Here is a 12,853-nt window from a genome sequence, read left to right as displayed (position 1 = left end):
TGAATGGTTAAAGAGTCTATCGATTATGATGGACTCTTTTTATTTGAGTGAAATTTAGCCGATGCGGTTATCAAAATTGAGCTGGGTTTATTTGAAATAGCAAGCAGTAAAATTGTTAGTTAACATATGACACATTATAGAAAGAGAAAAAGCGATAGACAGCTTTTTCTCTTTCTATATGTCTGTAAAGTGGGCACCTACATCTGTGTTTCCAAAATAGTTAAGTGAGAAGGAACCATATTCTTTTACTTCATGATAAAAAAAGCAAATCATGCAATATTTATGCTAAAATAAATAAAATATCATTCAAATTATTCCCACATTTTTTCTCGTAAAGTGAAAAAAAGGAATTTTTTCTTGAACGTGTAAAGGATGTGTACCTCTTGAAAGAAATGCCATTGACTTATGACGCAGGATTAATCTTGCTTTCCATTATCGTTATCTTTATTTCTTCATTTATTGCACTGAATATCAGTGGAACTTTGTTTCGGACGACAGGCAAAACTCGATGGAAGTGGCTGTCTTTAGGGGCGCTTGTAATGGGGTTGGGCATTTGGTCCATGCATTTTATTGGCATGTTGGCCTCTCAAATGGCGATGCCAATCACCTACAACAAGCCTTTGGTGATCCTATCGATTCTTCCGGCATTAGTAGCGAGTGGGTTAGCTTTTGCGATTATTAGCAAACCGCACGTCAGAAAAACGGAAGTAATCGTAGGGGCGATCTTCATTACCGCTGGGATTGTCTCCATGCATTATACCGGAATGGCAGCCATGCAAATGCAAGCGACGATTGAATACAATCCGTTCTTGTGGGGGATGTCAGTGGTCATTGCATTGGTAGCTTCCCTCGTCGCCATGTTGTTACTGTTTTACTCCAGAGACCGTTCCGGTTTTTTCTGGTTAAAAATAGCCAGCGCAGTTTTCATTACGATTGGTGTTGCGGGCATGCATTATACGGGAATGGCCGCAGCTCGTTTCGTGTCAATGGATCATTTAGGAGACGTATCTGGCGGTGCATTAGACAGCAGTTATATGGCTTTTAATGTGGGTGGCGGAATGGTGTTAATTCTGTTAGCGGCGGTTCTTAGCCTTCGAAGTGATAAAAAAGTCAAGTCGATTACAGATGAGTACACGCGTCAATTTCAGTCAGTAATTGAGTCTGCAACAGATGGGATTGTCGTGATTGATAGTCAACAAACGGTCGTTCAATGGAATCGTGGGGCAGAGAACTTGTTCGGGTATACAAAAGAAGAAATTGAACAACAAGATATCAGAACCATCTTGCCCAAAGAAGAGACGAACCTATATCAAACTGACTTTATGTCAACAGATGACAAAGTGATTGAATTGACGGGGGTAAAAAAGAACGGCAGTCGCTTCCCTCTCGAACTCACAAGTGGGCACTGGGAAACCGAAAGTGATCAGTATTGCAGTATGATTATTCGTGATATAACAGAACGTCGCACAAATGAAGCACGTATAAGCAACCTAGTGTACTTGGATTCCCTTACTGGATTACCCAACCGCCGGTTGTTCCATGACCGAGTGCAAGCGACCATTGATCAAGCAAAAGAGGAAGAAACGGTCTTTACCATTCTTTATTTAGACCTGGATCAATTCAAATTAGTAAATGACACCTACAGCCACCGAGTGGGGGACGAGTTACTAATAGAAGCGGCCAAACGCATTGAGTCGTGCATCCCTAAAACAGATACATTGGCCAGATTGAGTGGAGACGAGTTTACGATTTTGCTTCAAAATATTGACTACAAAGAGGCACAGGTTTTAGCTCATCAGATTCTTGAAGCTTTTAACCAACAATTTGTTCTCAAAGACGAGGCAGTTTTCATTACACTATCCATTGGTGCAAGTGTCTTTCCGATTAATGGAAAAGAAACTGAAGAACTGATGCAAAACGCCAGTATTTCCATGAATCGTGTGAAAGAAGAAGGAAAAAACAACGTCCAATTTTACACCCATGAAATGAACAAATCGCTCTCACGTAAATCCAAAATTGCGCTGAGCATTCGAGAAGGCTTGGAACGAAAAGAATTTTCCGTTCACTACCAACCCCAGATTGACATCGCAACGGGAAGAATTGTGGGTGTAGAGGCATTAGTTCGTTGGCAGCATCCAACGTTTGGGATGATTTCGCCAGCTGAATTTATTCCGATTGCGGAAGAAAGTGGCATGATTTTGAACATTGGGGATTTTGTGTTGCGAACAGCCTGTCACCAGAACAAAGCTTGGCAGGATGCCGGGTTAGATCCGTTTCGTGTGGCGGTCAATATTTCAGCTAAACAGTTTTCTCAACCGAACATGGCGGAAATCGTGACGGCGGCTTTACATGAATCCAAGTTAGCTCCTAAGTACCTGGAGTTAGAGTTAACAGAAAGCATTATCCAAGAAGCAGCACTCGCAATTGCGAAAATGGACCAACTCAAGGCGATGGGCATCCACTTGTCCATTGATGATTTTGGCACCGGGTATTCATCTCTTAGTTACCTGAAACTCTTCCCGGTAGATACATTGAAAATCGATCAATACTTCACGCGGAACATCCAGACGGATGCAAAAGATGCCGCTTTAGTCGATACGATTATTCAAATGGCGCGAAATTTAGACTTGAATGTAATTGCAGAAGGCGTAGAAACCATCGAGCAATTGGCCTTTTTAAAAGCTAAGGGCTGTCATCAGGCGCAAGGCTATTATTTCCAAAAACCGTTGGTTCCCGAAAAAATCACAGAACTTTATGAAACGGTCCGTTAAATGTAGTTGCTACTAGAAGATATTAATTGAGGAAAACAGAAGTAATAGTTCATAAGATTTATTTTTCGTTATTAACAATGAGTTAAAAGCCCTCTTTAAAGGGCTTTTTTTATAGATTAAATGTTTATTTAGAATTAATAATCTGTTAAAATAAGTAAGGGTAAAAAAGTTGAAGATTTATCAAGAAGCGGTCTGGGAGGCGTATTTATGATTCAAGATAAGACATCATTATCGATTGATCGGGCAGTAATGAACGGAATACAAGAAATGGTATTTATTGTCCGGGTTGATGAGGATGGTCTTTTTTATGAATTTTTCAATCAAGCCGCCATGGATAAAACGGACATAACGCATGATTCGATTGGCAAAACCTTCTTTGAAACCCAAACAGTCGAGTTGGCCGAGACGATTCATTCCCAATACATGCAGGTGTTAACAAGTCGTGTGCCCATTTGCTATGAGGACAGCTACATCGATCCCGATAGGAAACTTCGGTACTCCAAAACGCGCCTTACCCCCATGTTTGATGCGGATGGACAATGCACCCATGTTGTGAGCATTGTCCAGGACATCACAGGAGAAGTCGAAGCCAAGCAAGTCAGCGCAGAAGCATTAATGAATCTAGAGACTAGTCGCTCTTATTATCAGTCGTTGTTTGAACATCATGCGGACGCTATTTTGACTGTAGATTTAAATGGTCGAATTACGGGGGCCAATCCGATGGGTCTGGTTGTCGGCCAATTACCTGAAGCCGAGCTGTATAAACAACGGATCTTAAATTTTGTAGCCCCTCAAGATCAAGGGAAAGCGATCATGAATTTTCGGGAAGCAACAAAGGGTACATACACAGATTTCCGGGTTAATGTCCTTCAGCAAGAAAATAAGCAACTGAGCGTCTTAGTAAAATGTATCCCCATAATGATACAGAACCGAACGACGGGCTTCTATGTCATTCTAAAAGATATGCGTGAACTGGATTATATGGTTGAATTATATATGGAAAGTGAAAAGAACTTCCAAATTATTGCGGAGAATGCTCATGACGTTATTATCTTAATCAATCGACAGAAAGAGTATTTGTTCATTTCTCCTTCTGTGGAAGCGCTTTACGGCATTAATCCCGAACACTACATGCTTCATGAACCTTTTTACAATGTTCACACGGAAGACAGAGAAGCGTTGAAAAATGCGCTAAATGAAGCCATCCAAACGAAACGGATTTGTAAAAGACGCATTCGCATTAAACATAAACATGGCCACTGGATTTGGTCGGAATTACTCGCGACACCGGTTTTTGACGAGGCTCAGTCTTACAGCCATATGGTAATTATCGTTCGGGACATCACCTTACAGAAAAAATATGAAGCCGAATTAAAAACACTCGCCTATCATGATCCATTGACCAACCTGCCAAACCGTCGCTACTTTCAGGAATCACTTGAACAAGCATTACGGGAGTTTCATGAAAACAGGGTTCATTTTGCGGTAATGCTTCTGGATGTTGATGAATTTAAGCAGATTAACGATCAATGGGGACATGAAACAGGCGATGCCATTATCTATGAATTTGGCAGACGTTTAAAGACGACTGTGTTTGAAGGCGATGTCGTGGCGCGTTTAGGGGGAGATGAATTTATCATTCTCTTGGCGAACGTAGATTCCGTAAATTGTGCACTGACCATCATCGAGAAAATCAGAAATGAAATGAAGAAGACATGGGCAATTGAAGGGATGCTGCTGCCTGTATCGACCAGTATTGGATTAGCTATGCCCCATCCACAAGCAACGAGTTCCTCGCTGCTCAAGGAAGCAGACCAAGCGATGTATGAAGAGAAAAGGGCAAAACAAGGAAGCACAATGAGTACTCGCTTTTAACAGAATAAAAGGTGAAAGCATAGATTATCTCCTTTTTCATAAAGTATTCGTTAAAAATTTATTTTTTATAAATAGAATAAGCCCACCCCTCAATCTCAGTTGCTATAGAGATTGAGGGGTTTTCCGATGAGAAAGGAGGCGTACGACAAAGTCAGTTTTTAGAAGAATTTTTGGTTGATTAGAATGTAAAATTAGTGTTTCATCTCAAGAAATGGCACATTTTTATTATCAAATTCGTATCCAAAGGACATTATTTTGACGGGAACTAAAAGAGAATCGTCTTTAGTGAATACTAATGGTAATATACGGAAGGGGAGGAATGGCTATTTGCTTTACTATCCGCTGGACAGACTTGCTAAATACCTATTCAATAAATAGATGGATAAACTAGAATAATAGACAAATAGGAGTGACCAGATAGTGAGTAGCAACAATGATAATTCAGTGAGGATGGTTGAAAACGAAGGGGATGCATCTGAAACTCTGTTAGAACTGTCAATTCTCGATACACTTGATAGAATTATCAACTCTTGGACAAGCGAAACATTTCAAAATGAAGGTGTGTTTTCCCAAGCAGTCCGAGAGCACATCAGACATGTTTGTAAATGCATTCATTATGATGTTCATGGCTTAAGCATTTTGATCGACATGCTTCAGCAGCATGGTGCACAGAGAAATTCAATGTCGACATCACATGATGTGCATTTTATCTCAGCCATAGTAAGGCAATACATGAATAATATTAATCGATTATATGACTTTTTAGCTCAAGCAATTTCATTGATTCTGCTTCCGCAACTCCCGTCGCATATTTCTATCGATTCTTGTCGAATGCTATTGGAAAAGATCGAAAATACAAGCGAGGGACCAGGATTACCAGATAGTCTGACAAAAGTTCTTCAGTTAAATCAACCGCGGTTCGATGCCTTTCAATGTAACTATCATTTTGTTTGCCAACATAAAAAGGACTTACAATTTCAAGTGCGTCCAGAAGGCTATGACATGAAGAGACCTATACAGATGGGAGAAGCAATCGAATACCTGCCTCTTCTTCCTTTTCTTCGGGACATGACCTGTTCCCTGTTAACGTTCAGTGAAGAAGTGGCTGACGTGATATCGACCAATTACGATGGTTTTCTTGAACCACCTTCTATTTCAGTTGATTTAGAAGGTGGTTGTATAGCTTCATTTGTGAAATTTTTGAACCATGATGAATACTAGAAAGACCGCAATCCGAAACAAGATCGTTAATAAGTCAGGAAGCCAATCAGTTAAAAGGGTGCGGGTATTGTAGTAAGTAAATGTAATTTGTAATTACCGGTTATATTTACTTGCTACCACTTTATATGTTCGCAAAATATCAATTTAACGAACATATAGAGTAGGCATGTGTTAAAATTAGTATAATAGTTTAATTCAATCGAGTTTTAGAGGCTTAGGCTGAATTCTTAGTTCTGTTAGACGATAGGATTAGTTTTCTTTTTGAATTATTAAAGTCATTAATAAAGTATATATTCTTGAAATTACATGGAATAAAGGTGTGTTTACATGATTACCAGAGGATTTCCCAACCATCTAAAGGATGACGTTACTAAAGTTGTTAAGTTGTTGTCTACTAAATATTTCTTAACCTTCACTCTTAAGATCTCTCCGGATACTATTAAATATTATCAAAACAATCGTGTAATTATTTTTCCTAATCGCATCTACTGCCATGATAACTCGAACAAGTTTATAGATAGTTTAACTGAAAGACAAAAGATGATTCTGCATTGCATACTTTCTAGAAGTAGTGACGGATATATTCGCCAAAAGCAGATTCGTTCGCTGCTTCAGATGGATTACGAAGATTGGGCTATTCCTTACATTGTAAAAATATGCGATGAATATGTCGTAGAAATTGTAGAAATGACTTATGAGTTTTTGAAAGAACGGGATACGGTGCGGATTAAAAATTTCTGTAGTGAAAATAAAGAGGAATTTTGTAAAAGCTACAGTAGAATGATTAGCTATTGGAATGAATATCACAGACATAAATACGGCGACTTTCACCAATATATTGGTAGAAAACTATTTAGAGAATGTTTTGGTTACTCTCGATCAATGGAACTTAAGAAATAAGTTAATAATTGCAGATTCAAGCTAAAGAAATTACATTAAATTATACAATTATTTCATGGATTCCTTATATGAAGTTGAAGACTATCAATAGAAGAATCTATTCTTCGATAGTCACCAGCTCTCCTTGAATATTTAAAGCATAAATTCTTTCAATCCTTGAAAAGCAGGTGCTAGTAAATGAACGATTTTAATCGCATTAACGAATTAAAAAAGGAATTGGACCAACACAGACCGCTTCCACTAGCTGCTGTGAAGAACCTACGCGACGTTTATCGTGTGGAATGGACGTACAATTCGAATGCTATCGAAGGCAATACCTTATCGCTGATTGAAACCAAGGTAGTCATGGAAGATGGCTTAACGATTGGTGGCAAACGGCTGCAGGAGCATTTCGAAGTGATCAACCATGCGGAGGCTATCAGCTTTATTGAGGAGCAGGTCACTCAAACCGAGGCATTAGATGAGCGAACGTTAAAAACGATTCATCATCTAATTTTGAAGAACATCGACGATGAAAATGCGGGTAGGTATCGATCGATCAACGTGAGAATCTCCGGTAGCCAACATGAACCGCCGCATTTTCTGCAGGTGGCGAATGAAATGCAAGAGCTTTTCGCCTGGTACGATCAAGAAAAGGACCAAATGCATCCAGTAGAGCTGGCCGCGTTGTTCCATTTTAAATTCGTCTATATTCACCCATTCGCAGATGGCAACGGCCGGACCGCGAGATTGTTAATGAATTTGATCTTAATGGGTCATGGCTTCCCTCCTGCTATCGTCAAAGCGGAAAATGCTCAGCGCTTAACGTATTATGAAACGTTGGAAACAGCGAGCATACAAGGGAATACGCAGCCTTTCGTTGAGTTGATTGCCCAATGTGTGGAAGAAAGTTTAACCACCTATTTAAAAGCGGTTTTATAAAAGTAAGATTTAACTTACTCATTTTCTATAAAAAATACTTTCCACCCCTATATGTTCGCTTAAATTACATTTTGCGAACATATAGAAGTTCATAATTAAAGGAGGTTAACATCGTATGGCGATGATACCTGAAGAATTGCAAGTCCTCCAACGGATTGAAAATCAATTAAACAGCATGCCTTTCTATGTGGTCGAGTATATTCGCTCTAAAAAACGTGCTGGCCTTTCAGCGGATACCTTGCTTCAGTACCTTTACCGTTATCAGCACTTTTTTCAGTGGCTGCTTCGGGAGAATTTGACGGAAGCTACAGAAATTTCTTCAATCCCCTATTCAGTACTGGCCGAAATGAAGAAACAGAATATCGAGCTGTACATTGAGTTCTTAAAAGAAGAATCAATCACTCACGAGAACAACAGCGTGAAAAGGCGCGGTCCTGCGGTTGTTACTCTTTCGATTAATGCGTTAAAATCACTTTTCAATTACTTGACGAAAGAAACCGAGACTGAAGACGGAGAATCCTACTTCTACCGAAACGTCATGAGCAAAATCATGCTACATACAAAAAAAGAGACGGCCAACCGACGGGCGCAGAAAATCAGTTCTGTCATTCTGAATGAACATGAAATCAATGATTTCTTGCAGTTTGTCGAACATGCATATGAAGCTACGTTGGTAAGTGGACTTGCCAGACAACGGTTCAACCGGGACAAGGAACGGGATCTGGCCATCCTCTCTCTTTTCCTTGGCAGCGGTATCCGACTCGGTGAAATGGCTCGTATGCTCGTCAAGAAAGTGAACCTCAAGAAGCAAATGATCGATATCAAGCGAAAAGGTTCAAAAGAAGATACTGTCCGGGTCATGGATCAGGCGATTCACCATTTAAGAGACTACATAGAAATCCGGGAAGCCAGGTATATCGGATCGAAAGAAGTGCCTTTTCTTTTTGTCACGCTTTATGGTGGTACTCCCCGTCCTCTCTCCCGTCGTGCCATCGAGAACCTGGTAACCAAATATACTGCGGCATTTGCGCAAGGAGAAGGCATGAGCCCTCACAAACTTCGACATAGCTTTGCGGCGGACTTTATTCGGAATGGCGGCAATATCGTCCTTTTACGTGATCAGTTGGGTCACAGTAATATCGAAACTACTTCCCTTTATACCAACCTCTCTAACAAAGATAACGAACAAGTATTAACCCGCATGGAAACAAATCGGCTAAAGCGTCCAGATATTGAAAGTTAATATAGACACAAAGTAAAAGGACAGACAGCCTATACATAAGCTGTCTGTCCTTTCGATTGGTCGTGTTTAAATATCTACTTTAAATTAAGATTTTGCGAACATATATTATTGTGTTAAAAAAGATGACTAGTATTCTTAACTACTGACTATTTTCAAGATTAACATTAACGTTTTTCGTTAATTGAAATAAGAAACTCCTGAGCATTAAATTTACAAAACAGTGCGTAAATTTAATATTCAGGAGATAATTATATTAATGATATTTATGCGATACTGGTATTGTTTATATAGATTAAATATATTAAAATAAAGAATGAAATTCGAGGGGGGAATTTCGTATTATTTAAGATGATTGTAATTCTCTCCATAGAATTTTCCCACTACTTGTAGTTGGGAAATTATCTCTAAACTCTATAATACGCGGATATTTGTAACTAGCCATTTGGTCTTTGGACCATGTAATAATCTCTTCAGCAGATACTTTCCCTTTATACTCATCTTTTAAGATAATCAGCGCTTTTACAGTTTCTCCACGTAATTCATCTGGATGCTTTACGACACATGCTTGTTGAATCGCTTCGTGTTTATACAAAATAGATTCTATTTCCGTTGGCCAGACTTTATAGCCAGCTGCATTAATCATTCTTTTTACACGATCGACGATGAAGAAATACCCTTCCTCATCCACTTTAACAATATCGCCTGTCCGGAAATATGATTTGCCATCTATTTCTATGTGACTCGCTTTTGTTTCTTCATTTTGACGATAATATCCACGGAACATTTGGGGAGCACTTACAATCAGTTCACCTTCCTCGTATACCTCCACTTCAGTACCGGTTACAGGGTCTATGACTCTTGCATCCACCCCGAAAGATGGTATTCCCATACATTGCTTTTTAGGACGATGTGTAGGATTGAAGTGTGTATGGGACATCATTTCTGTCAATCCATAACCTTCAATATATGATAAACCTACCCATTGCTCTAATTTTTCCCCTACAGCTTGTGGCAATGTAGCCCCTCCGCCACCGACTATTTCGAGAGAGGATGTATCATAATTCTTAAGGATAGGATTTGCTAGAAAATCGATAAGCATAGTACTAATGTTTATCCAATGAGATACGCGGAATTTTTCAACTGCTTTTGCTGCATAGTCACGATCCCATCTCCCAAGTACCACCATTAGGCTACCCGATAAAATTGGACTTAATGCACTATGTATCATTCCAGTAACATGGAATAGAGGCAAACTCACTAGTGTGACCATATCAGGATTCATTGACATCCAGTGATAAGATCCTGTTACATTTGCTTGTATTGTTGCATTGGAATGAATACAACCTTTAGGTAATCCTGTTGTACCTGATGTATAAGGAATCATTGCTATATCTTTACTTTCCCCTTTATATAATGAAAGTGTGACATCTTCCTCTAATGCTTTTTTCCAAGCAATAGTCTTGGGGGAATCTTTTTTTACTTCTTGTACCTCTTTAGGCACCGTTGCGAGTGCTTTTGATTCATCAATATATTCGCAGTACGTAGCTGTGATAACTTGCTGTAAAGTGGTTGTCCCTATTAACGGTTCTATTTTATCGTATAACTCTTGCCCTATAAACGCACAAGAAATTTCGCCATCTTCTAAAAAGAAGCGAAGATCTTCAGTTGTGCTCATCGGATTAATTGGAACTACAACTGCTCGTACACGCAATATAGCGAACATACTAATTAAAAACTGTGGAGAATTTTGCATAAGCAATAATACTCGATCCCCAGCTTTCACTTCCGCTTTAGATTCGAGGTAACCTGCCAAGTGCTCCGCTTCGTCAAGTAAGTTTTGATAGCTTATAGATTTTCCGTAAAATTCTATAGCAGTTTTATATGGATACTTCTTTACTGTCATTTTTAAGTTATCAAAAATAGTAGTTTCAGGTAGGCTCAATGTCTTTGAGAGTCGTGGTGGCCAAAATTCAAAATGTGCTGTATTTTTCATCATACCTCTCCTTTTAGCTTGTGATACTTACTTAAAATATAGTAGGATTAACAGTTTCTTATGCAAATATTACTATTCCGTCTTTTACGTATGGCGCAAATTTAATGATACTTTTTTGGCTAACATATTGAACCTCTCGATAATTACCTTGTTGTTTAAGTGTTATTCCAACTCTTGAGTTACTTAAGATGCGCTCACTTTCTTCTTTATGACCTTCATAAAACCACTTTGCTCCCAATGCGCTATCCGTTAAGTTAAGCTCCTTGTCATATTGCATTTGCAAACAAGAAATAAAGTAACCTGCTCCATAAAAATCCTCTAAACAGAATTGGCCAGCTGATCCTGAACATACTAGCAACAGTGTTTCATCTTCATGGCCGTTAAGTACTTTCTGTGCTACTGCATCTGTATTAAGCAACGATGCGATCCAAACTCTTTTGGCCCCACCGGCTTTACGTATTGCTACAGTACCATTTGTAGTAGACAGAATTACATGCTTCCCTTCGACCTGTTCTATGAGCGAGGTAGGAAGAGGATTTAGAAAACCTTCAATTGTAACTCCATTAATTTCTCCCGCTAAAATTACTTCTTCTTCGCAATCTTTAATCATTTTTAGAGCCTCTTCTTTATTAAGAGCAGGCCTTACCGAATGCGCACCTCCTGCAAAGCAAGCTGCAATGCTAGAGGTTGCCAATAAAACATCGAAAATAACAACCGACATCACCGATGTAACTTTTTCAATATCCATTTCTTCTTTGGTCATCACTACATGAACTTTCATACTCTGTCTTTCTTTTTTGATACTTCAACTGCATGCTGGATTAAGTTTTCAACAAAAATATTAAATTTCGCAAATCGAGCATCGTTTGTCTGTCCTTTTTCATATCGATAATATATTTGCTGGCAGATAGCTGCTAATTTAAAATAAGCAAAGGTTATATAATAGTTAATTGAACTTACGTCTCGTCCACTTTTCTCAGCATAGGACTGGATAAATTCTTTGCGTGTGTAGAAACCATCCATCACAGTAACAGGTGGTTCTCCAAGTCCGGTTTTCAAGAAATCCGGATCATCTCCTTGGATCCAATAACTCATAGCAACTCCTAAATCAGATAATGGATCTCCCACCGTAGTCATTTCCCAATCAAATAGACCAGTCATTTCAGAGAAGTTTTCTGAAAACATGGCATTATTTAATTTGTAATCATAATGAATAATAGTAGGTTGGGGCGAAGAAGGTAAAAGATTTATTAAATACTCTTTTAGTTCATCTATTCCCTTAATTTCACTTGTTTTTGCTTTTTCATAACGATCAATCCAACCCGATACTTGTCTCTCCATGAAACCTTCAGGTTTAACTAAGTTTATTAGTTCAGTCTTTTCAAAATTAATTTCATGCAAAGTGACAAGTTGGTCAACCATCAATTGAGAAATTTTTCTTCCAAGCTCCGTATTGTACTTTATATCACTAGGAAACTCCGAATCCAGAACTATTCCATTACGCCTTTCCATAATAAAAAATGGACACCCGACAATTTGATCATCTTCTGAAAAAACATATGGTTTTGGAGCTGGTTTGAATACTCGATTCAAGCTGTTCAAGATGGTGTATTCCCTTTTCATATCGTGTGCTTTTGGTGCAACTGGTCCCATAGGTGGTCTTCGTAAAACACCTTCCCAGTCACCTATTTGAAGCAAATACGTTAAGTTGGAGTGACCAGAACCAAATTGGCGAATAACTAATTTTTCTTTAGGTATATCATGCAAGTGATCATCAATAAATTTGCGTAATACATCTGGATTTACTTCTTCTCCACTTCTTACTTCAATCGTGTCAGTCATTCGATAACCCTCTCCTTTCATTTCAATCTATATATTGCTTAAGTAAACGATAAATCTAGTGAAGATATTTATCATTCGTTAGATATC

9 protein-coding genes are annotated in these 12,853 nt (G+C 38.7%); 6 read left to right on the top strand and 3 right to left on the bottom strand.

The genetic code is table 11. From position 1 onward, the window contains the following. Positions 1 to 392: 392 nt before the first annotated feature. From MLE13_RS14600 to xerS, 6 genes are all read left to right on the top strand, one after another. Positions 393 to 2,771 carry a bifunctional diguanylate cyclase/phosphodiesterase gene (locus tag MLE13_RS14600; protein WP_240750435.1) on the top strand — a complete coding sequence of 793 codons (2,379 nt, stop codon included), beginning with the start codon at positions 393 to 395 and terminating at the stop codon, positions 2,769 to 2,771. Positions 2,772 to 2,978: 207 nt separating this feature from the next. Next, complete coding sequence (locus MLE13_RS14595; RefSeq protein WP_240750409.1) at positions 2,979 to 4,646, top strand: diguanylate cyclase domain-containing protein; 1,668 nt, start codon at positions 2,979 to 2,981, stop codon at positions 4,644 to 4,646. 420 nt (positions 4,647 to 5,066) lie between these two features. Then, complete coding sequence (locus tag MLE13_RS14590) at positions 5,067 to 5,867, top strand: hypothetical protein (protein WP_240750408.1); 801 nt, start codon at positions 5,067 to 5,069, stop codon at positions 5,865 to 5,867. A gap of 327 nt (positions 5,868 to 6,194) precedes the next feature. After that, complete coding sequence (locus MLE13_RS14585) at positions 6,195 to 6,767, top strand: hypothetical protein (protein WP_240750407.1); 573 nt, start codon at positions 6,195 to 6,197, stop codon at positions 6,765 to 6,767. Positions 6,768 to 6,944: 177 nt separating this feature from the next. Beyond that, positions 6,945 to 7,688, top strand: coding sequence for a Fic family protein (locus MLE13_RS14580; RefSeq protein WP_240750406.1), 744 nt, complete (start codon positions 6,945 to 6,947; stop codon positions 7,686 to 7,688). Between the two features lie 115 nt (positions 7,689 to 7,803). Then, a complete protein-coding gene (gene xerS, locus MLE13_RS14575; RefSeq protein ID WP_240750405.1) occupies positions 7,804 to 8,931 on the top strand; it encodes a tyrosine recombinase XerS in 1,128 nt (375 codons plus the stop codon). Positions 8,932 to 9,274: 343 nt separating this feature from the next. On the opposite strand, the gene MLE13_RS14570 is transcribed toward xerS, so the two are convergent. Genes MLE13_RS14570 through MLE13_RS14560 form a run of 3 tightly spaced genes read right to left on the bottom strand, consistent with a single transcriptional unit; the run spans position 9,275 to position 12,766 of the window. Then, positions 9,275 to 10,924 carry a long-chain-fatty-acid--CoA ligase gene (locus MLE13_RS14570; RefSeq protein WP_240750404.1) on the bottom strand — a complete coding sequence of 550 codons (1,650 nt, stop codon included), beginning with the start codon at positions 10,922 to 10,924 and terminating at the stop codon, positions 9,275 to 9,277. Positions 10,925 to 10,982: 58 nt separating this feature from the next. Then, positions 10,983 to 11,705, bottom strand: a complete 723-nt coding sequence (locus MLE13_RS14565; RefSeq protein ID WP_240750403.1) for a 2-phosphosulfolactate phosphatase — start codon at positions 11,703 to 11,705, stop codon at positions 10,983 to 10,985. Continuing rightward, positions 11,702 to 12,766: a phosphotransferase family protein gene (locus MLE13_RS14560; RefSeq protein ID WP_240750402.1), complete on the bottom strand. Its 1,065-nt coding sequence runs from the start codon at positions 12,764 to 12,766 to the stop codon at positions 11,702 to 11,704. Before MLE13_RS14560 ends, MLE13_RS14565 begins: the two co-directional genes overlap by 4 nt. Between the last annotated feature and the right edge of the window lie 87 nt (positions 12,767 to 12,853).

The organism is Planococcus halocryophilus (genome assembly GCF_022489025.1).
Lineage (GTDB): Bacteria > Bacillota > Bacilli > Bacillales_A > Planococcaceae > Planococcus > Planococcus halocryophilus_A.
The sequence above is the reverse complement of the archived record's forward strand: the minus strand, read 5'-3'. Positions and strand labels throughout refer to the sequence as shown.

What these genes read in the sequence shown, in the direction of transcription:
- MLE13_RS14600 (WP_240750435.1), top strand. Translation starts at nt 393, where the DNA reads ATGCCATTGACTTATGACGCAGGATTAATCTTGCTTTCCATTATCGTT.
- MLE13_RS14595 (WP_240750409.1), top strand. Translation starts at nt 2,979, where the DNA reads ATGATTCAAGATAAGACATCATTATCGATTGATCGGGCAGTAATGAAC.
- MLE13_RS14585 (WP_240750407.1), top strand. Translation starts at nt 6,195, where the DNA reads ATGATTACCAGAGGATTTCCCAACCATCTAAAGGATGACGTTACTAAA.
- MLE13_RS14580 (WP_240750406.1), top strand. Translation starts at nt 6,945, where the DNA reads ATGAACGATTTTAATCGCATTAACGAATTAAAAAAGGAATTGGACCAA.
- xerS (WP_240750405.1), top strand. Translation starts at nt 7,804, where the DNA reads ATGGCGATGATACCTGAAGAATTGCAAGTCCTCCAACGGATTGAAAAT.
- MLE13_RS14570 (WP_240750404.1), bottom strand. Translation starts at nt 10,924, where the DNA reads ATGAAAAATACAGCACATTTTGAATTTTGGCCACCACGACTCTCAAAG.
- MLE13_RS14565 (WP_240750403.1), bottom strand. Translation starts at nt 11,705, where the DNA reads ATGAAAGTTCATGTAGTGATGACCAAAGAAGAAATGGATATTGAAAAA.
- MLE13_RS14560 (WP_240750402.1), bottom strand. Translation starts at nt 12,766, where the DNA reads ATGACTGACACGATTGAAGTAAGAAGTGGAGAAGAAGTAAATCCAGAT.